Raw genomic sequence first — 25,258 nt, forward strand, 5'->3', positions numbered from 1 at the left:
GTCAGCGCCGGAAAACTGCCTATACGCGTTCCAGCAAGGTTGCCACGCCCTGGCCGCCGCCCACGCACTGGGTGGCAATGGCATAGCGCCCGCCGGTCCGTTGCAGCAGGGCTGCGGCCTTTCCGGTAATTCGTGCCCCGGTGGCTCCGAGCGGGTGGCCCAGGGCCAGTGCACCACCGTCCAGGTTGACCCGGTCATGGGGCATGCCGAGCTCGTTCAGGCAGGCAATGGCCTGGCTGGCGAATGCCTCGTTGATCTCCATGAGGTCGATGTGATCAATGCTCAGGCCACTACGCTCAAGCACCTTGCGGGTGGCGTACACCGGCCCCATTCCCATGATTTCCGGCGGACAGCCCGCCACGGCGACGGAGCGGATCCAGGCCAGTATTGGCAGGTTATGACGACCGGCAAACTCCTCACGACAAACCAGTACGGCGGCACTGCCATCGGTCAGGGGAGAAGCCGTGCCAGCGGTCACTGAACCCTCGAAGGCCGGTTGCAGGCCGGCCAGGGCTTCCAGAGTGGTGCCCGGGCGGATACAGCCATCCTGCCTGACCTCGCCGTCGGGTGTGATCAAAGGCACAATCTCCCCTTCCAGCCGGCCTTCCTCCCGAGCCGAGTTCGCCTTGGCGTGGGATGCCACGGCCATCTCTTCCTGTTGCCGGCGACTGACGCCATAGCGATTGGCCACTTCCTCAGCGGTGTAGCCCATTGGCATATAGGCCTGCGGGTAGTGCTCCAGCAATTCCGGGTTGGGGCTGTTGCTGAAGCCACCCATGGGAACCCGGGTCATGGATTCGACCCCGGCGCACAGAAAGGCGTCACCGGCGCCCAGCATTAACTGACCGGCAGCGTAGTGGATAGCGGCCATGGACGAACCACAGAAGCGGTTGATGGTGGCTGCCCCCGGCGTCTCCGGAAAACCGGCCCGGAAACTTGCGATACGGGCCAGGTTGTTGCCCTGTTCGCCTTCCGGGTAGGCGCAACCCATGATCACATCCTCCAGCAGGGCCGGGTCCAGATCCAGTCTGTGAACCAGACCTCCCATAACCTGGGCGGCCATATCATCCGGCCGCAAACTGGTCAGTTCGCCCTTGCGGGCAAAGTGGAAAGGGGAGCGGGCATAGCCGGCTATCACAATGTTGGTCATGGTCATTCTCCTCGCTGTGGTGCGGTGGCTTTTAAAATTACGATCATCATATTGCGATCTTTGTATGATGTCCATAATATTGTGGCTGCCCGGTACCACCGAAACACCAAACCTGATTGATTTGGGAGAAAGCCATGGAGAATTCAGCCAATACCGCAAAGACCCGCTGGGTGGATATTGACGGTGCAAACATCGCCTTCCGCGTGCTCGGTCAGACGGGGAATAAACCCCCATTGGTCCTGTGCCACCGGTTCCGTGCCACCATGGATGAATGGGATCCCGCGTTGCTGGATTTGCTGGCGGAGCATCGGCAGGTGATCGTTTTCGACAGTGCCGGCGTGGGAGCCTCTGGCGGGAAGACCCCGGCCAGCATCGCGGAAATGGCAGCGATCGCCAGCCGCTTTATACTTTCCCGGGCCGACGAGGTGGATGTGCTGGGCTGGTCGATGGGTGGAATGGTCGCTTTGTCACTGGCACTGGAGTATCCGGGGCTGGTGCGCCGGGTAATCGTGGCTGGCTCTACACCTGGCGGCATTGAAGGCTCCAGGCCCGCTCCGGCCAGGGTGTGGGAAGTGGCAGGCAAGCCGGTGAATACCGATGACGACTTTCTCTACCTGTTCTTCCCGGACACCGAAGACGGCAGGGCAGCGGGCAGGGCACACCTGGCAAGATTGGGCCAGAGAACCGAAGCACCGCTGCCTCCGGTAAATGTCGCCTCGGTAGGGGCCCAGTTTCAGGCCATACAGACCTTTGCGGCGAGCAGTGAGGTCAGGTCCCGTCTGGGCCATATCCGGCAACCCGTTTTCATGGCCAATGGCGTTCATGACATCATGGTGCATGCCTATGCTTCCTACGCTGCGGTGGAGGCGTTGCCCGATGGTCTGTGCACGATATACCCCGCATCCGGCCATGGCTTTCTGTTCCAGCATCACCAGCGCTTTGCCCGGGACGTGGACAGCTTCCTGTCATAGCCAGAATCCTGTTCTGTCGCCAAGGTCCACCCAACGACGTTGACCTGAGCTGGTATTCTTGTACCTTTCTTCGGGTGTTTCCGACCGGGCAGTGAACCGGTCGGATGCTCATCCAGGCACAGTAGGCTCAGGACCAAACAGACAGGTGGGGGAAGGGTATGCAGGGCAGAAAAACGCACGGAGCGGTGCCGGTGATCCTGGTGGCGCTGGCCTGGAGTGGCGGTGTTGCCGGGCAGCAGGATACACCAGCTGCGGCAGAAGCCCTGCCGGATATCATCGTTACGGCGCCGCGCCTGTCCCGGGATATCTATAATACGCCGGCTGCGGTGACCGTTGTCAGGCAGCGGGACATCCAGCAGGGGCAGCAGCGTATCCATCTGGACGAATCCCTGGAATTCGTGCCCGGCCTCTACCTGCAGAACCGGGAAAATTATGCCCAGGGCCAGCGCATCTCCAGCCGGGGCTTCGGGGCACGGGCACCTTTCGGTATTCGTGGGCTTCATATCCGGGTGGATGGCATTCCCTACACTCTGCCGGACGGGCAGGCCCAGATTGACGCGGTGGATCTGGCCAGTGCCGACCAGATCGAAGTGATTCGCGGGCCTTCGTCGGTACTTTATGGCAATGCCGCCGGTGGCGTCATCGACATCACCACGGCCGATGGTCGCCGCATGCGGCAATCCCCCATTATCGACCTCCAGGCCGGCAGCTACGGCCTGAGACAGCTGGGTGTTCGTGCTGGTGGTCAGCAGGGTGACTGGTTCTATGCGGCCAGCGCCTCAGCCCTGCATTCGGAGGGTTACCGGGAGCAGAGCGAGGTGGAAAAGTACCTGTTCAACGGCAAGCTGGGTTACCAGTTGGATGACCAGCGCTCCCTGACGGTACTTCTCAACCTGCTCGACACCCCGAAAGCCGAAGACCTCAGCGGCCTGACCCGCGAGGCCGCCGAGGACGACCCACGGCAGGCCCGTGACATAGCAAAGAGGCTGGATTCCGGCCAGACCGTGGACCAGCAGTTGGTGGGCACACACTACCGCGATCAGAGCTTCGGCGGAGGTGCGCTGGATGCCACGGTGTTCTATAGCTGGCGCGATTTCGAGCAGCAGTTGCCATTTCCCGGCTCCAGCCTGATCAATTACCAGCGGGACTACTATGGCGGCAGCCTGGAATACAGTCGCAGCTCCGTGCTGACAGGCCGGCCGCTTCACTGGGTGATCGGCATGGACCTTGGCTGGCAGGAAGATGACCGGGGCCGTCGTTCGGTCAGTGCCGACGGCCAGGTCACCGGCACCACTGGGGATGAATTCCAGCAGGCCCAGAGTACCGGGGTTTTCGCCCAGGGTGAGTGGTCACTGACCGACGAGCTCGCGTTAAGCGCCGGCCTGCGGCATGATCGGGTTACCATGGAAATTAACGACGACTTCCTGGCGGACGGCACCGACGACAGCGGCGACCGCACCTTCCGGGAATGGTCTGGCAGTCTGGGCCTCAGCTACCAGTACCGGCCTGCGCACCAGTGGTACGCTACCGTTGGTAATGCCTTCGAAACCCCCACCTTCACCGAATTTGCGCGCCCCGATGGCCGGGGCGGCTTCAACCCCGATATCGAACCCCAGCAGGCCTGGAATTATGAAGTGGGTGCACGGGGCCTGTTCGACATGGGCCTGGAATACGACCTGGCCCTGTTTTCTGTCAACGTGGACGACGAATTGATTCCCTTTGAAATCTCCGGCGGCGGTCGCACTTTCTACCGTAATGCCGGTCGCACCTCACGTGACGGACTGGAAGCCGCTGTCCGCTACCCCTTCCTGCCGGCCTGGGAAGCCCGTAGCAGCCTGACCCTGGCCCGCTACCGCTTCGACCGTTACACCACCGACGGCGGCGATGATTATGCCGGCAACGACCTGCCCGGCCTGCCACAAACCCTGTGGAACGGTGCTGTGGCCTGGCAGGGCCTGGGCGGACGCTTCGTGGAAGTGGGTACTCACTACGTAGGGGATTTCTATGCCGACGACGCCAATACCGAAGAGGTGGACAGCCACTGGCGGTTCGATCTGAAAGGCGGTGAAAGCTGGCGGGTGGGGCGTGACACCACCGTGGATCTCTACGGCGGCATCCGCAACCTGTTCGACGAGGATTACTACGAGAACGTACGCATTAACGCCAGCTATGATCGTTACTATGAACCGGCTCCGGGACGAACGTTTTATGCCGGCGTTAAAGTTGGATTCTAGTGTCCGGCGACAGGAAAGCGGCAACCAAGTCTGACGGTATCTGGGGTGGGGCGTGTTTTCGTAGCAGGGCCAGGGGTGAGACAAGCGTATACGAAGCGCAGCTTCGTGCGCAGGCGAACGCCGACCATCTATGATGGTTGGCCGGACCGGCCCGGAGCAAGGCGGGCGCCAGGGACGGCCCCTGAATTGCGGCGAAGAAAGACCCCACCATCCCTCAAGCCAGCCCGCCAAGTCTGACGTCTGAAACGCAGATCAATCAGCCAAAGTAAGCTGATTCCGCCCATTGGCCTTGGACTTGTAAAGTGCCGTATCCGCCCGCTTGACCAGCTTCTCCGGATCCGCATCAGCAGGCCCGGCGGTCGATAAGCCCATGCTGACGGTCACACTCAGTACCTCATCGTCCATCCGCACCTGATGCTTCGCAATCGCGATACGGATACGCTCTGCCACCACAGCGGCCTCATCCTGACCCGCTCCGGGCAGGATCACCACCATCTCCTCACCCCCATAGCGGGCGGCGGTATCGTTCTCGCGGGAGTTCTCCCGGATCAGATCCGATACTTCCCGCAGTACCTGGTCCCCGAGCTGGTGGCCCCAGGTGTCGTTGAAGTGCTTGAAGTGGTCGATATCAATCAGCAACAGCGACATCTCCCGACCATAACGCACCACGCCGGCCAGCTCCTGGCGCAGCATGTTCTGGAAATAGTCGTGGTTGAACAGATTGGTGAGGCCATCCACTGTGGCCTTACGGGACAGCTCCAACCGCCCCGCCGCTGCCACGGAAATGATCTCCAGCGCACCGATCCGGGCTTCGGTGAAACAGTTGCTGATATGATTGTTTTCCAGGTACAAAAGACCTGTCAGTGCCCGGTCGTTGCCCTTGCCGATAGCGATGGGCAGGCAAAGGATGGACCGCACCCGTTCCCGCAGAATGTACTCCTCGTGATCCAGCCCCGGTACCGAACTGTTGACCGCCAGGGCATCAGCCACGACCACGCTCTCCTGGGTGCGGCTGACGTAATTCACCGTCGTTTGGGAGACCGTCTCACACTGGTCCAGGGGCACCGACTGCAGGATCACCGTTTCATCCGCATCCACTGAAGCCTCCGCTTCAATACGCAGTTTTCCATCAGCATCCCGCAGGGCCAGGATGCCGCGCTGGGCACCGGCAAATTCAATGGCGATATTGATGATGGCTTCCACCATACGGCTGTGAATCTGCTCGTCCGCGATGGCCCGCAGGGCTTTCATCAGTGACGTCATGTCCACTTCCTGCATGACCATCGCGCGGGTGCCGGCCATCGTGGTCGATTGCTGCTCTCGGGCGAGGTCAGGATACAGCTGCTCCAGTTGGTCGACCTTGGCGTTGGCCCCCCAGCGACGATACAGGTCTCTGGCCCTGGCGAGGTAGGGCATGGCGATGGTGGTACGCCCGGACTGCATGTGCATGGTGCCGCACAGTTCACAGGCCAGGGCCTGTTCACCCGGGAAACCATGTTCACTGGCCAGCTCGATGGCCCTGTCGAACGCGTCGTGGGCGTCGAATTCTCTGCCCTGGACCCGAAGCAGTTCAGCCTTACACAGAAAGTACTTGTTGGGAACGTTATAGGTGTCTGTTTTTAGACGCTTCTCCAGGCGTCGTATGCCCTTTCGTGCCCGCGCCAGCATCTGCCTGCGCTCCGTTCTGGTCCGGGCCTTGCCGGAGGATCGTAGCGACACCAGAATATAGGTGACTTGTGTCGCCCTGCTGCCAAAGAAACCATCGGCGCCGGATTCGGCACTCAGTTCGTGTCTGCCGGCAGCCTGGATGCCATGCGGATTGCCATCGCCGTTAAACAGGTAGCTGAGTAATACCGCCCTGGCTGTCACGTGATCGACCAGGGACAGATCTCTGGCGGCTTGATGCTGTGGCAGCATTTTCTCGATATCGTAGTGCTCTCCCACCAGCCGTGCAGGATGTTTGCTTTGACCCCGCAGATTACAGATCATCTGCAGGCGGACCTCATGATGATGCAACAAAGCTCCCATATGCAGGGCGCGGAACTCGGCGAGGTGATGACGGCAGAGGTGCTCGACCTTTGATAGCTCCTCCCCGCCACTGAACATATTGTCTTCGAGAATATTGGAGGCATGGCCGGCGTATTCGAAATCGCCGTTTTCCATGCAGTAACGGGCTGCCAGGCGAAGATTGTCGTAAGTATTCTGCACAGGCTCCTTCCAGTGCTGTATGAGCGAACCGTAGAGATGGTGGGCGCGTCCCCGCCGGCTGTTGAAGCGTTCGCTCAGTTCCAGGCTCAGCCGACCCAGGGCAATGCCGGTGTCGGGTTCGTTCATTAACTGGGCAAACATCATCCCGAGGATCGAGAACGTGGTGGTGGTCTCAGGTGTGTGTCCATGACGAAGGGCGATCTCCGCCCCGTTGATGCACATCAGCGGCATTAGCAGAGGCTCGGCAAACATGCTCGCGCTGCCGATACTGGCGCCGATCCGCATCGCGGCCCGGTGCTCGGGTGACGTCATGTCCGGTATTTCCTTGATGGTGTCAAGGTTCATGGATTTGAGCTGGCTGCGCAGACGCAGGAAACGCATCGTGACATACCACTTGCGGGGGTGCCGCGGATAGGGGTGCCCCAGCTCCTTCAACAGTGGTAGCGCGGTATCGATGGCTTTTGGCAGTTCTCCCTGCGTAATCAGGTGTCCGATTTCAATCTCATGGAAGGCCACCCGGCTCAGCAGATCCCGGGCGTTGGTCAGGCCGGATGCCAGGAAAGTTTTCAGGGCCCGTTGGTCACCAACGAAGGCAGCGGCTTCCGCTGCGGCGGAGAAGGCGCTCAGGGCCAGCGCATAGTCGTTATCCCACGGCTGGTCACCCAGTAGCAGGATAGCTCGCTGGAAATGGCTGTAGGCAATCGGGTAGGAGGCCGCCTGGCGGGCCCGATGGCCGGCTTCCAGGTTCAGACGGCACAGCTCGCGCTTTTCCTGATCGTCGGTAATCAGATTGACGGCCAGGTTCAGGTGGGTAACGATGGCGAACAGACCCTCCTTGCGCTCCACCGCGTTCAGATTGCGCAGGAGTTGCCGGCCAATCTCCAGGTGTGCGGCCTGCCGGGTATCCTGGTCCACCAGGTTGTAGGCGGTTTCCTGGATACGGTCATGGTTGAACGCAAAGCGAACCGTCAGCCTGCCGGGGTCGGTGTCCTGTTGCAGTTCGGTCAGCTGGTAGGTATCGCTGATCGGGGTGATCAGCCCCTCCTCAACGGGTATGCGCAGGGCTTTCGCCACCTTGGCCGGTGACATTTCCGCAATCATTGACAGGACCGACAGGGAAAACTGGTTGCCGGCACATGAGGCGAGGCGCAACAACCTCAGGCTTTCTTCCGGCAGCCTGTCCAGCTTACGGGTCATCAGCCCCGCCACATTGTCGGTCATCTGCTGTTGGGTCAGTTGCGCGATGTCCCAGACCCACTTGCCGGTGTCGGGGTCGGCCTTGATATGGCCCCGGACGTGCTGATCCTTGAGGAACTCCTCCACAAAGAAAGGGTTGCCCTCGGTCTTCTGGTGGATGACCCTGGCCAGCGGCTCCACTTCCGAGCTGGTGCTCAGCAGGGTGTCGGCCAGCAACCGGCAGATATCGGGTATTTCCAGCGGTTTCAGGGTGATATGGGTCAGGAAAACGTCGGTGCCCTGCATCTGCTGCAGGGTCTGGATCAGCGGGTGGTCGGGCGTGATCTCATTGTCCCGGTAAGCGCCCACCACCATCAGCCGGTCACCCTCCACCTGGTCCACCAGCAGGTCGGCCAGGCGCATGGTGCTGCTGTCAGCCCACTGCAAATCGTCCAGCACCAGCACCAGGGGATGATCCGCACAGCTGAAAACCCGGATGAAGTTGAACAGCGTCAGCCGAAAACGTTGCTCGGACTCCATGGGGGCCACGGCGGCCACGCTTGGCTGCTCACCCATGATCAGCTTGAGTTCCGGCAGCATCTCGGTCATCAGGGCGCCGTTGGGCCCCAGGGCCTGCTCCAGCTTGAGCTTCCACTCGGCCAGCCGCTCGTTGCTCTCGGTAAGAATCTGCTGAACCAGGTCGCGCAGGGCCACCGCCAGGCCACTGTAGGGAATATCACGGTGAACCAGGTCGAACTTGCCGACGATAAAGTAGCCGCGACGGGCGGTCACGGGTTTGTGCAGTTCGTTGATCAGGCTACTCTTGCCAATGCCGGAACGCCCGGCTACCAGCGCCAGGGATACCTGGTCATAGGCGGCCTCAAAGGCCTGCAGCAACTGACCGACCTCCTTCTCCCGCCCATACAGCTTCTGTGGAATCCGGAAGTGGTCCGGCACGTCCCGGGTGCCCAGTTGGAAGTCCTGGATGGCGGCACTGGTATTGAGCTGGGCGTAACATTCCCGCAGGTCATGGAGCAGACCGGTGGCGCTCTGGTAGCGCTGTTCCGCAGTCTTGGCCAGAAGCTTCATGATCAGGTCGGACAACACCCGTGGAATGCTGCTGTTGACGTCGGCCGGCGCCGTCGGCGTCCGGGCAATGTGGCAGTGGAACCACTCGATGGGCTCTTTCGCCGAAAACAGGGGCCGCCCGGTCACCAGTTCATAGAGGGTGGCTCCCAGGGAGTAGAAATCAGAGCGGTAGTCCACCAGCCGATTCATTCGTCCCGTTTGTTCCGGCGACATATACCCCGGTGTGCCTGGCACGGTGCTGGGCGACATCATGGTCGCCTGTTCAGTGCTGTACTTCGAGGCAATGCCAAAGTCCACCAGGCGAATCGTGTTGGTCTTGGGGTTGACAACAATATTGGCCGGATTGACGTCCTTGTGGACGACCCCGCCGTTATGCACATCTTTCAGCGCCTTGGCCACGGCAATGCCGATGCCCACGCAGGCCTTCAGGGGAATACGGCGGTGGGTGGTCAGCTGATCCAGCGACTGGCCTCCGGTGTCTTCCAGCACCAGTGAGGGGAGGTCACGTATGCTGCTTTGCTCGATAAGACCAATGATGTTGTTGCCGGTAAGGCCCGACAGGATGTCTGCCTCATGCTGGAGCATGGCGATGTTTTCGCGGGTCGCCTGGTCGGCCCTGAGGGTCTTGATGACAACGCTTTGCTGGTCGCTCTCCCGGATGCCCCGGTAGATCAACGTAGCGCCGCCTTCGGCGATTTTTTCGAGCAGCCGATAACCTGCCGGCGCTTCGGCTGACTGAACAGGGGCGTTGCTGGTAGCCGCCATTGTGGAAAGACTCCTGTTAGGGCTTGATTATTATATGCTTATTCCGCACCCAAACATGTATACAAAGGTAACGTATTGTTATGCGCCTGTAATGTCTACCCCGACACAAAAATGGCCTCTTGGGTATCGGGGTTGAAGTCCTGTCAATTGGTGCAATAGTTAATAGAGATTTCTCCATACGATAATTTCCGGGCACACTCCCGAGAATAATAGTCAATTCTGAGGGTATCGGGGGTTTCCGGATACCTTAGCAAGCCTTCACGCATCTGAAGATTACCAATCAGGAGGCAGTCAATGTCGAACGACGGTATCAGCGACGACAGTTTCAACACCCTCTCCACCCTGGATGTGGACGGCAAGACCTACCACTACTACAGCCTACCCAAGGCCGGGAAAGCACTGGGTGACATCGACCGGATGCCCTTTTCCCTCAAGGTGCTGACCGAGAACCTGCTTCGGTTCGAAGACGGGGTCACCGTTGAGAAGAAGCATCTGGACGCCATGGCGCAATGGCTGAAAGACCGCCGCTCCGACACCGAGATCCAGTTCCGCCCCGCACGGGTGCTGATGCAGGACTTTACCGGTGTGCCCGGCGTGGTGGACCTGGCAGCGATGCGGGAGGCGGTCAAGAAGGCAGGCAAGGATCCCGCCCTGATCAACCCCCTGTCGCCGGTGGACCTGGTCATCGACCACTCGGTGATGGTGGACAACTTCGGCGACGCCTCGTCCTTCAAGGACAACGTCACCATCGAGATGGAGCGCAACCAGGAGCGCTATGAGTTCCTGCGCTGGGGCCAGCAGGCGTTCGATAATTTCCGCGTGGTGCCGCCGGGTACCGGTATCTGTCACCAGGTGAACCTGGAATACCTGGGCAAGACCGTGTGGCAGAAAGAGCAGGGCGGCAAGACCTTTGCCTATCCGGACACCCTGGTGGGCACCGACTCCCACACCACCATGATCAACGGCCTGGGCATCCTCGGCTGGGGTGTTGGTGGTATCGAGGCGGAAGCCGCCATGCTGGGGCAGCCAGTGTCGATGCTGATTCCGGAAGTGGTCGGCTTCAAGGTTACCGGCAAGCTGCGTGAAGGCATTACCGCCACCGATCTGGTGCTGACGGTTACTGAAATGCTGCGCAAGAAGGGCGTGGTGGGCAAGTTCGTCGAGTTCTACGGCGATGGCCTCAAGGACATGCCAGTGGCCGACCGGGCTACCATTGCCAACATGGCACCGGAATACGGCGCCACCTGCGGCTTCTTCCCGGTGGACGAGCAGACCCTGACCTACATGAAGCTCACCGGTCGCGACGATCACCAGCTGGAGCTGGTCAAGGCCTATGCCAAGGCCCAGGGGTTGTGGTGTGAGCCTGGCCACGAGCCGATCTACAGCGACACCCTGGAGCTGGACATGGGCGACGTGGTCGCCAGCCTGGCGGGCCCCAAGCGGCCCCAGGACCGGGTGCCCCTGACCGATATGAAGTCCGCTTTCGAGCTGGTCATGGAAACCGCCGAGGGCCCCAATCAGCTCCGTGAGGAAAAACTGGAATCGGAAGGCGGACAGACCGCCGTGGGTGTGGAAGACAGCTACGAGCACCACGCCAGCCAGCCCCTGACCCTGAACGGCGAAACGGCTCGTCTTGATCCGGGGGCCGTGGTTATTGCGGCCATTACCTCCTGTACCAATACCTCCAACCCCAGTGTGATGATGGCCGCTGGCCTGATCGCCCAGAAAGCGGTGGCAAAAGGGTTGAACACCAAACCCTGGGTGAAGACCTCCCTGGCACCGGGTTCCAAGGTGGTGACTGACTACCTCAAGGTGGGTGGTTTCCAGGAGGATCTGGACAAGCTGGGCTTCAACCTGGTGGGTTACGGTTGTACCACCTGTATCGGGAACTCCGGCCCTCTGCCGGAGGCCGTCGAAAAGGCCGTCAGCGATGGTGACCTGACCGTGGCGTCGGTACTCTCGGGCAACCGGAACTTCGAGGGCCGGGTACATCCACTGGTCAGGACCAACTGGCTGGCATCACCGCCGCTGGTGGTTGCCTATGCCCTGGCGGGCAACGTGCGGGTGGATCTCACCAAGGATCCTCTGGGCACCGATAAAGATGGCAACCCGGTTTATCTGAAGGACCTGTGGCCCAGCCAGCAGGAAATCGCCGAAGCCGTGGAAAAAGTGAAAACCGACATGTTCCGCAAGGAATACGCGGAAGTGTTCGACGGCGACGAAACCTGGCGGTCCATCAAAGTACCGGAGAGCAAGGTGTATGAGTGGTCAGACAAGTCCACCTACATCCAGCATCCGCCCTTCTTCGAAGGCCTTGGCCCGGAGCCTGATGCCATTGAGGACGTCCGTGACGCCAATATCCTCGCCCTGCTGGGGGATTCGGTAACCACCGACCATATCTCTCCCGCCGGGTCCTTCAAGGCTGACAGCCCTGCCGGCAAGTACCTGCAGGAACGCGGGGTGGATCCGAAAGACTTCAATTCCTACGGTTCCCGCCGGGGCAACCACGAAGTGATGATGCGCGGCACCTTCGCCAACGTCCGTATCCGCAACGAGATGCTGGACGGTGTGGAAGGCGGCTTCACCAAATTCGTGCCCACCGGTGAGCAGATGGCCATTTACGATGCGGCCATGAAGTACCAGGAAAAGGGCACGCCTCTGGTGGTCATCGCCGGCAAGGAATACGGTACCGGCTCGAGCCGTGACTGGGCCGCCAAGGGTACCCGCCTGCTGGGTGTAAGGGCCGTGGTGGCTGAGTCCTACGAGCGCATCCACCGCTCCAACCTGATCGGTATGGGCGTGATGCCCCTGCAGTTCGCGGAAGGGGTGGACCGCAAGAGCCTGAAGCTGACCGGTGAGGAAACCATCAGCATCGAGGGGCTGGCGGGCGATATCGAACCCGGCCAGACCCTGAAGATGACGGTCACCTACAAGGACGGCTCCACCGAAACCTGCGACCTCAAGTCCCGCATCGATACGGCCAACGAGGCGGTGTACTTCCGCCACGGCGGTATCCTGCACTATGTGGTGCGGGAAATGATCAGGCAGGCATCATAGGACTGGTGCCTGCTGTAATCCAGCAACCGCCGGCGGTGCACTTGCCGCCGGCGGGCTTTCATGCGACGCTCTTGGCTGAAACCGAATGTGTTCCCGAGGACGTGCATGTCATCCCCCCAATCCCGCGATGAAATCAAGGCCAGGCTCAACCTGGAAACCTCCCGTATTGCCTGGCGTGAACTGCAGACCTACTATGCCCGCGGCCATGTAGTACGTGTGTCACCGGATCTGGATCTGCTGGACGTAGCCGCTGAACTGACCGCCGACAACAAGGCCTCTTTCCAGGAGTGGATGAGTCAGGATCTGGTGGGTGATGTCAGTCCCGATGTTGCCCGTGCCTGGTATGACCGCGAGGCCGAGCTCTGGGCGGTGGTGGTGGCTCCCTGGGTGCTGGTCCAGGACCGCGACGACCAGAAACTGCACTGAGCCTGCCATGAAACTCCATTACTTCCATGGTCGCGCGCCCCTGCATACGCTGGTTCTCTGGCGGGCCGGACGTCGCGTGGAGTTGCATATCAAGAAAGTTGATAGCGGGGTGTGGTCGCTGGTCGCCCTGGCCGGGGAACTGGAAGGTCATCCGGACATCACCCGCTGTCAGGGTCCCTACCGGGACCAGGACCGTGCCGCCTCTGCCCTGCGGGTACTGACCGGCAATCTGCTGGAACGGGGTTATGAGCCCCACCGGGATGAGCCTGCCCAGTGGACGGTACGGGCCCAGCGGCTGGCCCGGGACCTTCGCCAGAGGGCGGAGGCCAATGAAGGCAAGTATGTGTTCGACCCGGAGCGGTTCGAACCGACGCTCTGATCCCTTTCCATTAGTTTCATTCCCTGAGAGGTAGTTGTGCTGGCTGATGCCCTGCTGATCCTGGTGCCATTGTTTCTGGGTTTTGCCATCACGCTGACTCACCGTTCCCTGCTGACCCTGGTCCATCACGGCGTTGACGCGCTGGTCTATTTTATTCTCGCCCTGCTGGGAGTGGGGCTGGGGCAGATGGAAGGGCTTGGGCAGCAACTGTCGGCCATGGCGATTCAGGTCGGGGTGCTGGTGGTGGGCCTGCTGATTCTGAATGCGGCCGGGCTCTGGCTCTGGCACCGTTGGCAACCCATGGTAATCGACACTGGGGGACAGGGGGGCGTCACCAGTTACCGCCGCCTGTTCCTGGCGGCGGTCAAGCCCCTGGCGTCGGTGCTGGTGGGCCTGCTGGCCGGCTGGTTTCTGCTGCCGGCAATGCCCTGGGTGGAGGATCTGGCCACCTGGTCGCTGATGCTGTTGCTGTTCCTGATTGGCCTGCAACTGCGAAACGCCGGCCTGTCGCTGCGCCGGTTGCTGCTGAACCGCCAGGGGTTGGGCGTTGCCGTTACCCTGGCGGCAAGCTCATTGTTGGCCGGCCTGCTGCTGGCGCCCCTGCTGCAGGTGCCGCTGTTCCAGTCGCTGGCGCTGAGCTCCGGATTCGGCTGGTACTCATTGTCCGGTATCGTGATCGGCGATGCCCTGGGGCCGGCCTGGGGCGGTGTGGCCTTCCTCAATGATGTGATTCGTGAAATTATCGCCCTGGCGCTGATACCGGTAGTCATACTCCGCCGTCCGGCCGTGGCCATCGGTTATGGTGGCGCCACGGCCATGGATTTCACTCTGCCGGTGATCCGCAGCAGCGGCGGACTGGATTGCGTGCCCGTCGCTATTGCATCCGGATTTATCCTGTCGTTTATATCCCCCGTCCTGATGGGCGTCTTTCTGTCACTCGGCGGTCACTGAGCCCGGTTGCCGAAGGTCGGCGAATCAGGCAACTGGTACTCTGGGAAAGGTCAGCCAGAAGCGGGCACCATGACCGGGGGTAGATTCGAAACCGACCTCGCCGCCCATCTGCAGCATGATCTCCCGGGTGATGGCCAGCCCCAGGCCGGTACCCCCCTGGCTCCGGTTCATTGACCCGTCGGCCTGGGCGAATTTCTGGAAGATCCGCGAACGGAATTCATCGGGGATGCCCGGCCCCTGATCGGACACGTCAACCGTGACCGCCGTCGAGGTGGCGGTGATGGTGACTGCCACCTCGCCCTCTGTCGGCGAGAATTTGATGGCGTTGGAGAACAGATTGCTCAGGGCCTGCTGTAAACGCTGGCCGTCAACCGTCGCCTCGATATCGGGATCAGACACCATCAGGGTAACCGCAACCTGCTTGTCCAGTGCATAGGTTTCCAGCTGCTCCAGGGTCTCCCTGGTGAGTGTTTCAATGCAGTGGGGCCGGGGCACAAACGTCATTTGCCCCGAGAGCAGCTTTTCCATATCCAGAAGGTCATCAATCAGGCGTCGCAACTGATCACTGTTGCGCGCAGCAATGCTCACCAGTTCCCGGACGCGGTCCGGAAGTTCCCCCAGGACCTCGTTGGCAACCAGGGACAGAGAGCCTGAGATCGACGTCAGCGGTGTGCGAAGTTCATGGCTCACGGTGGAAATGAATTCGCTCTTCATGCGGTCGACTTTCTTGCGCTCCGATATATCCTCCACCAGTGTCCAAACAAGGGGTCGATCAGAGGCGCTGGAAATCAACATGCCCTGGACAACCGCAGGGAAGTGGCTTCCTTTTGCCCCAGCGATTTCGCATTCGTAGGGACCAAAACGCCAGTTTGTTTTCAGTTCCTGAATCGAAGTTTTGCGTAATTGACGATGCCGATCAGGAAGCAGGTCTTCCGTGGAGAGGGCCATAAATTCCGAGCGGCTGAATCCTGTGGGTTGCAGAAGCGCGTCATTCACGTCCAGGATTCTCCCCGATTCGAAATCCGTCAATGCAATGCCGATGGGAGATAGCTCAAACAGTCTGCGCAGCTGCTCCTCGCTGTCCTGAATGAGCAGCTGCGCCCTTTTGCGGTCATCGATATCGGTGATGTAGCCATGCCACATGGTACTGCCATCCGCCAGCCTTTCCGGAGTGGCTCTTCCCTCTATCCAGCGCCAGCCATCGCCGCTTCTGACTCGGTACTGCTGAAACCATAGCGTCAACTGGTTGGCGGAGAGTTCTATGGACTCGCTGACTGGCTCCAGGTCTTGCGGGTGTATGGCATCGAAGGCTGCTGAAGCATCGCTTTCAACGTCTTGCGGGCTGACGCCAAAAATATTCGCTATCCCGGGACTGGCGTAGGGGAAAGCAGAGGTGCCGCCCTGCCAGCGACGATATTGATACAGGGTGCCAGGGATGTTCTCGACCAGCTTGCTCAGGGTCTGGGTGGTCAGCTGTTCGTCCAGTACACCGGCCACCCATTCGGCGAGCAGGGTTACAAAGGTGATCTCGGTTTCGGTGAACCCTTCGGCCCGCGGCGTGGTGGATGAAAAGTTGATGGTGCCGTACGGGCCGTTTCGGGTACGTATCGGTGCGGCGATATAGCTTTCCAGGCCGAAGGCTTGGTAGCAGGCGTGGTCACGATAGGAAGACCGGGCCATGTGCTCGATCGCCAGGTAGCCTCTTCCCTGAAGCATCAGGTTGCAGTAGGTTTCTTCAAACGGGAAGGTCTGGCCAACGAACAGCCCCGAGTTGTCGGGTGCGTGAAAGCCCTTGATGGTATAGGTTCCGCCCAGGATTTCGCTCAGGATCGCGGTTGGCATCCTGAGAAATCCTGCACCGAGTTTCAGTGCCTTGCCGAGTTTCTCTTCTGCCGGTGAGACCTGGTCCAGGGCCAGGTCGTTGAGTGTGGCAAGGGCCTGGTTCTGTTGCTCCATGCGATGAACGTTGTCCATTTCACGGGTTATGTCCGCATGGGTACCATACATCTTCCGAGGCAGGCCTTCAGTGGTCCATTCCAGTACCTTTCCACGATCGTGGACCCAGACCCAGTGGCCATCCTTGTGGCGCATTCTGCAGCGGTAGTCGTATTCCGCGGCTGCCCCCGCGAAGTGTGCATCCAGACGTTGTTCCGATTCGGCAAGATCATCAGGATGGGCCAGGTCGAGCCAGGTCTGAATGTCCACGGGCTGCAGCTCCGCCAGGGTGTAGCCGCAGATGTTGGCCCAGCGTTCATTGAAGACCGTTTCGCCGGTCTGAACGTCCCATTCCCAGGTGCCCACCTGCGTCCCCTCAATGATGGCCTGGGCGCGGCGCTCCCGTTTCACCAGATCATCAAAAACGTCCTGATTCCGGTGTAGCTGAATTTCGTGGGACACGCTATTGGCCAGATCCCGGAGAAATTCCTGTTGCATCGGGTCCAGTTGCCGGGGCCTGGAATCAATGAGGCATAGCGTGCCGAGCCGGTGGCCGTCCGAGGACAGCAGCGGCGCCCCGGCGTAGAACCGGATATAGGGGGCACCCGTGACCAGGGGGTTATCATTGAACCTGTCATCCAGAGTGGCATCTTCTATGATGAACAGCCCCGTCTTGAGAATGGCATGGCCGCAGAATGATATCTCCCTGGGGGTTTCACTCACGTCCAGGCCCTGACAGGATTTGAACCACTGTCGATTCGAGTCCACCAGTGTGACCAGGGCGATGGGGACATCGAAAAACCGGACTGCCATACGGGTCAGCCGGTCAAAGCGTTCCTCTGGCTCGGTGTCCAGTAATCCGGTTGCCTTCAGTGCGGTAAGCCGGGCCTGTTCGTGGACAGGGTTATCGGGCGCTTTCATCACCCTCTCCGTTTGCAGTGCTTGCGGTTGCTTCAGGCAACTCCACCCAGAATTGGGCGCCTTTGTCGTAATGGTAGCCGACTTTGCCCCTCATCAGGGTGGCCAGCTCCCGGCAGATGGCAAGCCCCAGGCCCGTGCCGGCATAGGCCCGTTCCGAATGATGCTCGGCCTGGGCAAAACGCTGAAACAGCCGTGGCAGGAACCATTCAGGCACACCTTCGCCCTGATCGGACACCGTGAGGCGAACGGTGTGATGGGGTGACCTTGTGGCGGTCACCCTGACCCGGGACATCTCCGGCGAGAACTTCAGGGCGTTGCTGATAAGGTTGTCCAGAATCTGTCGCAGCCGGTGGGGATCCGCCCGCAGTGCCAGCGAAGGCTTGGCCTCGACAAACAGATCGATGGAGCGGGTTTTGGCCGTCGTCCGGTTGGCCTGACACGCCTGCTCAAGGATGTTTTTCGCGTTAACGGTCTGAATGTTGAGTGCCATCTGGCCAGCAATGGCCTTGTTGAAGTCAAGCAGGTCGGAGATCAACTGCTGGAGCTGGTCGCTGTTACGCATGGCGACATCGATCAGGGAACGGGCCTTTGCAGGCAGTTCGCCGGTAACACCTCCCTGCAGGAGCTTCAGTGAACCGCTGATGGACGTCAAAGGCGTTCTCAGCTCATGGCTGACCGTGGATACGAACTGATCCTTCATATTATCAAGCGCTTCCCGCTCTTCAGTCAGGCGGTTGAACGCCAGCACAACATCACGGATTTCAGGAGCCCCGAATTCTGGCAGACGACCTTTGCTGGAAGGGGCTTCGGTCATCTCCCGCATGCGGGCGGCGATTTTCCTGAGGGGCTCGGTAGTGGCACGGGAGAGAGCCACGGCCAGAAAGGTGATCAGCAGCATGCTGGCCATGCTGATGGTGAGGAATTGAGTAAATGATGCCCTGGCCGGCTGGGTCACATCCTCGTAGGGCACGGCCCGAAGAAACTTCCAGCCCACGCGCTGGAGGTCCTCGGTGGCGTAAACCCAGCGTTTGCCGGAACGATCCTTGACCACGCCGGATTTTATGCCGGACAGGGCGGCATCGATCAGCGGGCTTTCTCCGGGGGGTGGCAACGGCGGCATTGGAGGGTCGGATTCCAGGGAATCCACCAGTATGAACGACTCGGTATCCAGTACATTGAAGATGACACCGGCATTGTCGATCGACGGCTGAGGCAGGATGCTGGAGTCCTGCAGGTTGACGATGCCGCCGACGTAGCCCACCACACGGTCGTCTTCACTCCAGATGGGCGACAGAAACGACAGCAGGGGCAGTCCTGTCGTTCTTCCGACAATCGGCCGGCTGATGACCGCTGTCTTCTGTTTCATTGCTTTGCGAAAGTGCTGTCGATCGGAGTAACCGGTGCCCAGACGACCGGGCACAAAACGGTTCTCAGCCACCGCAACCGCGTTCTCATCAAACACCAGCAGGCCGGCCCTGAAATAGGGAGCAAGCGATGACTGGCGCTCAAGAACTGCCTGCAGTTCCTCTTTGGGCAGCAGCCGCTTGCCGTCCGTCATCTGGAAAGCCAGTCCTTCCAGCGACTGCAGCCGCAGTTCAAGGGCCTGATTCACCTCAATAGCGTAACGTTCAGCTTCCACCCGCTGCCGTTCGGTCAGCACATCTTCAAAATCTGAAACCAGTTGTTGATAGGCGATGACCAGGATGATGGCAAGGGATAGCAGGCTGGTTCCCACGGTAATCAGGGCAATACGACCGCCCAGGGTCAGTTTTTTCAAAGGGCAACCTCTCGGCTGTGGCGAGTTACAACTAAACGTGGTTTCATGATAGCGGACGGAAACCGTCAGTGTTTGTTTGAAATTGTACAGTCGAGGGCATGAGATTGAGTGCCACTGATATACAGGCCAGTCTGGCTGCGTTAAGAGACAGGTTTCTGGTTCGGGCCAGGGAGGAGGTCCTTTATCTGTCGCAACAGGCGGAGAAGATGCGCCGGGTGGGGCTCACCGAAGCGGAGTTGTCGGAGGCCTACAGTCTGTTGCACCGTCTGGCGGGCTCCGCCGGTACCTTTGGTCTGGCGGATCTGGGTGAAGCGGCCAGGTCGCTCGAAAAGTCGTTGAAGCCTTACCTGGAAGATGATGAGCAAGGTGGTTGTGCCGGCTCTGTCAGAGAAGCCCTCGAACCGATGTTTGTGAGTGGCGTCATGGCGCTTTCGGAGCTTCTCAGGGATCAGCAGACTCCAGCTGCACCACTCGATCAACCGTCAGCGGACGCGGGAATCGTCTCGCAGGGCATGCAGGTGAGAGTCCTGGTGTGCCAGGAACAGGCCAGAGTCTCACGGGATCTGGTGGACGGACTGGCGTTGTATGGTTTCCAGTGCATTCAGGTATCGGTGGCATCCTCTTCGCTGGAAAGATGGATAAAGGAGTCGTCCCGGGTAGCCAGTGTGTGTGTCGTTGACGATGAACAATTGGAGCAGGTTGCCGCTGAATGCCGTCGTCTCGGTGTGACAGGTCGGCAACTGCCTCTGCTGTGCCTGTCGCGGGACGATTCCTTTGAAAAGCGTTACTGGGCGGCGGCGACGGGGGCCGAGGGTTTCTTTGCCGAGCCGCTGGATTTCCCACGCCTGGCGGACTCAGTGGAACGTCTTGTCTCGGAGCGCAAACAACCGGCGTCCGGCCGTGTACTTATGGTGGAAGATGATCCTGACCTGGCCGAGCACTATCGGCTGGTACTTGAGTCGGCGGGGGTCGTGGTACGCCTTGTTCAAAGCTTCCGGAACCTGATCGGGGAACTTGCGGACTTCCGGCCGGATATCGTCCTTATGGATGTCCAGCTTGAAGGGATGTCCGGTATCACCCTGGCAAGGCTGATTCGCTTCGAACCCCGGTGGCTGAGCCTGCCCATCGTTTACCTCTCGTCCGAGGACGATCCGGAAAACCAGCTGGCGGCCATGTCCGAGGGCGCCGACGAATTTCTGGTAAAGCCGGTGTCTGATGGTTACCTGGTGCGCTCTGTCCTGCTTCGATGCCGTCGTGCCCGCCAGCTGTCCGAGTTAATGAACCGTGACAGTCTGACCGGCTTGTTCAAGCACGCCCTGATTAAACAGCAGGCGCAGATGGAGCTGGCCAATTGCCGGCGGCTGGGGCACAGCTCCAGCGTCGCCATGATCGATCTTGATCATTTCAAACAGGTAAACGATACCTGGGGGCATGGCTGCGGCGACAAGGTGATTAAAGCCCTGTCGAACCTGCTGAAGAACCGCCTCCGGGAAACAGACGTCATAGGACGTTATGGTGGCGAGGAGTTCCTGGTGGTGCTCCCGGGATGCGATGCCGGACAGGCACGGCGTGTCATCGAGGATATTGGCCGCAGTTTTGCGGAACTCTCCTTCTTCGGTACTAACGATGAGTCCTTCAGTGTAACGCTGAGCGCGGGGGTGGCCAGTCTGAATGACTTCACCCACGGTGACGAGGCGCTGGAAGCGGCGGACCAGGCGCTGTACCAGCAGAAACGGGCAGGACGTAACGGTGTGACCGTTTTCTCACCTCAACAGGGTGCGGGCCAGGAGGAGCCGTGAGAGCGTTGGTGCTGGAAGACGATGAGCTTGTTGCTGAGCTGTTACAGACCATTGTTGTGGGCCTCTATCCGGGGGCCATGGTGTGTGTCGCCGGCCGGCTGGCTGATGCCGAGGACTATGCATATCGCTCCCGTTTTGACCTGTTCCTTGTGGACTGGAATCTTCCGGACGGCTCCGGCCTGACCCTGGTTCGCAAGGTCCGTCTGGCCGACAGCAAGGTACCCATCGTCATCGTATCCGCGCGGGCCGACCGTAACTCGGTTCTCAATGCCGCCCACCATGGCATCAGTGGATACATAACCAAACCCTTTGATGTTGAAACCGTCCATCAGCGTCTTAAGGGGCTTCTGAAACCGGGGGCTGATGAAGGTCCCCCTGCGATCGGTGACCTGCTGGCAACGTCCCTCAGCCAGGGCGGGCTGCAACTGGCCTCGGACGTTGATCCGGCGAAGATACTGGCCCTGATGAATAGCGAGGACGAGCTCTCGTCTGCCGAGCTGGCGGCTGAGTGGCGCAAGGAAACCGCGTTAACCATACGATTGACAGAAATCGCCAACAGCAGCGCATTCCGGCGTACGGGCAAGCCGATGGACACATTACAGGAGGCGATCAACCTGATGGGGGTACACCTGGCCCTCCAGCAGGCCCTCGCGCTTTCACTTGACGTGTCAGGCCAGACGTCGGATGCAGGGCTCAAGCAGTTGATGACACACTACCGGGACCAGTCGCTGGATGTGGCCGGGCACGCCGAGTCGTTTGCCAAACGGCTTGGAAAGTCTCCTGCGCAGTTCTATAAGGCGGGTCTTTTGAGTCGGATAGGCGAGTTGTCGGTACTGAGTGTGTTGAACCAGTTCCGTCTTCGTGGCGGCGAGCTGGGCGAGGGGGAGGCCGGGCGTGCACTGGCTGAATGGGCGCAGCGATATGGCAATGCGCTGAAGGTACAGTGGCGGTTGCCTCTGGGCTTGCGCGAAATGATTGGGGCGGTGCATATGTTGCCGCCGGGCACCGTGCGTGAGGATTTGCTGATCATGCGCGCTGCCACCCTCGTGCCAAAAGATATACCGGCGGAAGACGAAGAGTACCACCGGTTGCTGAGGCGAATCGGTCTGGATGTAAACGGGGAGTGACACGTTGGACAACAGCACGCTGTCAGGCTTGAAGGTTCTTTGCATCGAGGATGACCCGGACATTCGCGCCATCGCGGAACTAGCGCTGAGGGATGTCGGTGGCTTCGAGGTGGAGCTCTGCGCCGGTGGTTCCGATGCCCTGGCGATTGTGGGCGACCTCAGGCCGGAGCTGGTGTTGCTGGATGTCATGATGCCGGGCATGAACGGGCCGGAAACCTTCCAGGCACTGAAACAGCACCCGTGCATGGACGGTACTCCGGTGATTTTCATGACCGCCCGCCTGCAACCCGACGAGATAGAGGAATACCTGTCCCTGGGAGTTATCGGTGTGATCCCCAAGCCCTTCGACCCGATGACACTGGCCGGGCAGATACGGGACATTCTGGCCACGCAGCCGGGAGGCTGAATGGCTTCCCAGACACTTCTCGCAGCCCAGCCAATCTACGACCGTGACAGCCAGATGCAGGGGGTAGAGCTACTCTTCCGCAACGATGCCGGTGAGAGTGCGCTTGCCGTGGGCGAACACCGGGCCACCAGCGAGGTGCTGTTCAACTTCTGCGCCGGCATCACTGATCACGCCGCTCATTACAATGCCCTGGCGTACATCAACGTTTCTTCCGATCTGCTGCTGTCGGGGCTGGTCCTGCCGGTGGACCCGGACATGGTCATGATTGAGCTGGTCGAGCGCATCGACCCCACCCCGGACCTGGTGGCAGCGGTTGAGCACTGGTATGACCAGGGCTTCCGCTTTGCCCTGGACGATTTTGCCTTCCAGCCCAGCTGGGCACCGCTGTTGCCGATGGCTTCGGTTATCAAGGTGGATGTCACCCAGTTTACGCCGGAGGAGGTGGCCGGGCACCAGCAGTCGCTGGCTCACCTGAACGTGCTCTGGCTGGCGGAACGGGTGGAGGATCAGGTCACCCGTGACCGCTACATGGACATGGGCTTTGATCTGTTTCAGGGCTACTTCATGGCGCGACCCCGGCTCATATCGGGCCAGAAGCTGTCGCCCTCCGGCCTGCGTCTGACTCAGCTGCTGGCGGTGCTCTACCGGCCTGACCCGGAGGTGAGCGAGCTGACGGCCATCCTGTCGGCCGATCCGGAGTTGTCACTGAATCTGATCCGCATTGTGAACAGCCCCCTTTACCGTGGTCAGGGCAAGATCTCCTCGATTCGCGAGGTGGTTATCCGGCTGGGCATTACCAACCTCAGGCACTGGGCGACGCTGCTCAGCTCCCTGCAGATGGTTAATACCGAGCAGGCACGGGTGGTGCTGGTGCGCGCTCACGTGTGCGAAGGCCTGGCCGAGCGGGTCAGGGTCAATGGTCCGGCACCGGACAAGGCCTTTCTCACCGGGTTGCTGTCAGGCACGGAAGTCATGCTCGGGGTGCCGGTGCAGGAATTCATTACTCATCTGGATCTGGAGCATGACGTTCGCAAGGCTGTATTGCATCGCAAGGGAAGCCTGGGGCGACTGCTGAAACTGGCGGTGACCATGGAGCACGACGTGGCCATGGGGCGGGATCTGGATAGCTGGGATCCGCGCCTGCTGAAGTTATATCGGCAGGCTGCTAACCGGGTCCAGCGAATCATCCGGGAACTGGACCGGTTCTGACCCCGCCCGGCTTTCGACCGCTGTGGAATACGCCCGCCCTCCGACGTGGATCCACAAACCTTTCTTTTTCGTAATATGCCTACAGACCGCAAGGTCCAGCCCGTGTAAAACGTCCAGAAACAGGTTTGCCAGTCTGGCATGCCAAGTCGGAGTCGTCGCTTGATGCTGGAAAACAACTACACCCACCTGCAAACCCTCAAGACAGATCGTCAGATGCTGTGGATTCTGCTGGCCCATGTGCCGGTGGTGGGGTTGCTCATACCCCTGGGTTTCGATAGTCATGGCTTTGCATTGACCGCCAGCGTGCTGCTTGGTGCTCTGGTGCTGTTCGGCTACGCAGCACTGCGTGGCAGTCGTAGCTTTTCAGTAGTGGTTGCGGTGGCGCTGATGGCCTTCTCAGCGATCATGATCCAGGCCCGGCTGGGCCAGATCGAGATGCACTTCCATATCTTCGCGGCACTGGCGCTGGTCATAATCTACCGGGATTGGCTGCCGGTGTTGGTGGGGGCTGCGTTTATTGCCGTGCATCACATGGCGCTGACCGGCCTGCAGATGACTGATGCGGGTATTGGGGATATGCGGGTGATGGTCTTCAGTCACAATTGCAGTTGGGGCATTGCCTTCCTGCATGCGGCCTTTGTGGTGTTCGAAGCCTCGATCCTGACGTTCTTTGCACTGCGCCTGGGGCAGGAGAGAAAGGTGGCGGACGGCATGATGGATCTGGTGGCCAGCTTTAACGGTGAACAGGACCTGTCCGGCCGCCTGGACGATAACGGCGAGGCTTCTGCCGGCGCCTTCAACAGCCTGCTGGAGCAGTTTTCGGCGCTGGTGCGGCAGGCTGCCGGCCTGGCGGGTCAGCTTGAGAACAGTGCCAGCGCGCTGACCAGAAGCAGCGACCGCGCCAAGAGCATTATAGACCGCCAGAGCTCCGACCTGGACCAGGCTGCCTCGGCGACGGAACAGATGTCGGCAACGGTCCACGAAGTGGCACAGAGCGCCCAGCAGACGTCGGAAGCCTCCGAGTCTGCGGAGCGCTCCGCAGATCACGGCAAGGCCCGTGTCGCTGAGGCGATCAGCCTGACCGAGACCACGGATTCCGCCCTGGAGGTGTCCGCCGGCGCAGTCCGCTCGCTGGCCGATAACGTGGCCTCCATCAGCCAGGTGATCGGTTCCATTGATGATATCTCGGAGCAGACCAACCTGCTGGCACTGAATGCAGCTATCGAGGCGGCCCGTGCCGGAGACCATGGTCGTGGGTTCGCCGTGGTGGCCGATGAGGTGAGAAATCTCTCCCGCCGCACCCAGGCCTTCACCAGCGAGATCCGCGAGACCATCGACACCTTGTCCCGTGGTGCCACGGCCGCCCTGCAATCGATTGACGGTGGGCAGGCCCGGTCCCGGGAAACCACCACTGCTATCCGGCAAGCGGGCGAGGCCATGGACAACGTAGGTCGCCAACTGGGCGAAGTGTCCAATCGCAACTACCAGATTGCTTCCGCAGCGGAGCAACAGGCCACTGCGTCCGCCCAGATGAACGCCAGTGTCCAGGGTGTCGCGGGCCGGAACCGGGAAGTGCTGGAGCAGGCCGATGAGGTCCGTCAGCTTGCGGTCGGGCTGGAAACGGTGGTCAGTCAGATGAATGGGCTGGTGAGCGGTTATCGGGTGTCATAGGTGCCTG

General features: G+C 60.4%; 15 protein-coding genes. 11 read left to right on the forward strand and 4 right to left on the reverse strand.

Annotated features, from left to right (window positions below; translation table 11 throughout):
* Window positions 1-19: 19 nt before the first annotated feature.
* Complete coding sequence (locus tag ACFOZ5_RS03125) at window positions 20-1,156, reverse strand: thiolase family protein (protein ID WP_379885356.1); 1,137 nt, start codon at window positions 1,154-1,156, stop codon at window positions 20-22.
* Between the two features lie 128 nt (window positions 1,157-1,284).
* On the opposite strand from ACFOZ5_RS03125, the gene ACFOZ5_RS03130 reads away from it, so the two are divergent.
* Together ACFOZ5_RS03130 and ACFOZ5_RS03135 are read left to right on the forward strand one after the other, a co-directional pair.
* The gene (locus ACFOZ5_RS03130) at window positions 1,285-2,121 is read left to right on the forward strand and encodes an alpha/beta fold hydrolase (RefSeq protein ID WP_379885357.1); all 837 of its coding nucleotides are present in this window, start codon (window positions 1,285-1,287) and stop codon (window positions 2,119-2,121) included.
* 158 nt (window positions 2,122-2,279) lie between these two features.
* Window positions 2,280-4,355 carry a TonB-dependent receptor family protein gene (locus ACFOZ5_RS03135; RefSeq protein ID WP_379885359.1) on the forward strand — a complete coding sequence of 692 codons (2,076 nt, stop codon included), beginning with the start codon at window positions 2,280-2,282 and terminating at the stop codon, window positions 4,353-4,355.
* A 252-nt stretch (window positions 4,356-4,607) separates the two neighbouring features.
* Here ACFOZ5_RS03135 and ACFOZ5_RS03140 read toward each other — a convergent pair whose 3' ends face one another.
* Window positions 4,608-9,593 (reverse strand): diguanylate cyclase, encoded by a 4,986-nt coding sequence (locus tag ACFOZ5_RS03140; protein WP_379885360.1) that lies wholly within the window; start codon window positions 9,591-9,593, stop codon window positions 4,608-4,610.
* 294 nt (window positions 9,594-9,887) lie between these two features.
* Between ACFOZ5_RS03140 and acnA the strand changes: the two genes are divergently transcribed.
* The 4 genes from acnA to ACFOZ5_RS03160 all read left to right on the forward strand — a co-directional run bounded on the left by acnA (window position 9,888) and on the right by ACFOZ5_RS03160 (window position 14,406).
* Entirely contained in the window at window positions 9,888-12,650 is a 2,763-nt protein-coding gene (acnA, locus tag ACFOZ5_RS03145; protein ID WP_379885361.1) for an aconitate hydratase AcnA, read from the forward strand.
* Window positions 12,651-12,755: 105 nt separating this feature from the next.
* Window positions 12,756-13,076, forward strand: coding sequence for a DUF2288 domain-containing protein (locus ACFOZ5_RS03150; protein WP_379885362.1), 321 nt, complete (start codon window positions 12,756-12,758; stop codon window positions 13,074-13,076).
* A gap of 7 nt (window positions 13,077-13,083) precedes the next feature.
* The gene (locus ACFOZ5_RS03155) at window positions 13,084-13,455 is read left to right on the forward strand and encodes a PA4575 family protein (protein WP_379885363.1); all 372 of its coding nucleotides are present in this window, start codon (window positions 13,084-13,086) and stop codon (window positions 13,453-13,455) included.
* Window positions 13,456-13,491: 36 nt separating this feature from the next.
* Window positions 13,492-14,406: a lysine exporter LysO family protein gene (locus ACFOZ5_RS03160; RefSeq protein ID WP_379885364.1), complete on the forward strand. Its 915-nt coding sequence runs from the start codon at window positions 13,492-13,494 to the stop codon at window positions 14,404-14,406.
* Between the two features lie 24 nt (window positions 14,407-14,430).
* On the opposite strand, the gene ACFOZ5_RS03165 is transcribed toward ACFOZ5_RS03160, so the two are convergent.
* Both ACFOZ5_RS03165 and ACFOZ5_RS03170 read right to left on the reverse strand, forming a co-directional pair.
* The gene (locus ACFOZ5_RS03165) at window positions 14,431-17,262 is read right to left on the reverse strand and encodes a PAS domain-containing protein (protein WP_379885365.1); all 2,832 of its coding nucleotides are present in this window, start codon (window positions 17,260-17,262) and stop codon (window positions 14,431-14,433) included.
* Window positions 17,246-19,039 carry an ATP-binding protein gene (locus ACFOZ5_RS03170; protein ID WP_379885366.1) on the reverse strand — a complete coding sequence of 598 codons (1,794 nt, stop codon included), beginning with the start codon at window positions 19,037-19,039 and terminating at the stop codon, window positions 17,246-17,248. Before ACFOZ5_RS03170 ends, ACFOZ5_RS03165 begins: the two co-directional genes overlap by 17 nt.
* A gap of 98 nt (window positions 19,040-19,137) precedes the next feature.
* On the opposite strand from ACFOZ5_RS03170, the gene ACFOZ5_RS03175 reads away from it, so the two are divergent.
* The 5 genes from ACFOZ5_RS03175 to ACFOZ5_RS03195 all read left to right on the forward strand — a co-directional run bounded on the left by ACFOZ5_RS03175 (window position 19,138) and on the right by ACFOZ5_RS03195 (window position 25,251).
* Entirely contained in the window at window positions 19,138-20,838 is a 1,701-nt protein-coding gene (locus tag ACFOZ5_RS03175) for a diguanylate cyclase (RefSeq protein WP_379885367.1), read from the forward strand.
* On the forward strand, window positions 20,835-21,965 hold the full coding sequence (locus ACFOZ5_RS03180; protein WP_379885368.1) for a response regulator: 1,131 nt from the start codon (window positions 20,835-20,837) through the stop codon (window positions 21,963-21,965). Before ACFOZ5_RS03175 ends, ACFOZ5_RS03180 begins: the two co-directional genes overlap by 4 nt.
* Before the next feature lie 4 nt (window positions 21,966-21,969).
* Window positions 21,970-22,371 carry a response regulator gene (locus tag ACFOZ5_RS03185; RefSeq protein ID WP_379885369.1) on the forward strand — a complete coding sequence of 134 codons (402 nt, stop codon included), beginning with the start codon at window positions 21,970-21,972 and terminating at the stop codon, window positions 22,369-22,371.
* Window positions 22,372-23,580, forward strand: a complete 1,209-nt coding sequence (locus ACFOZ5_RS03190; RefSeq protein ID WP_379885370.1) for an EAL and HDOD domain-containing protein — start codon at window positions 22,372-22,374, stop codon at window positions 23,578-23,580.
* Window positions 23,581-23,742: 162 nt separating this feature from the next.
* Window positions 23,743-25,251, forward strand: a complete 1,509-nt coding sequence (locus ACFOZ5_RS03195; RefSeq protein WP_379885423.1) for a methyl-accepting chemotaxis protein — start codon at window positions 23,743-23,745, stop codon at window positions 25,249-25,251.
* Window positions 25,252-25,258: the final 7 nt, after the last annotated feature.

The organism is Marinobacter lacisalsi (genome assembly GCF_042651045.1).
In the GTDB taxonomy this organism is placed as follows: Bacteria; Pseudomonadota; Gammaproteobacteria; order Pseudomonadales; family Oleiphilaceae; genus Marinobacter; species Marinobacter lacisalsi.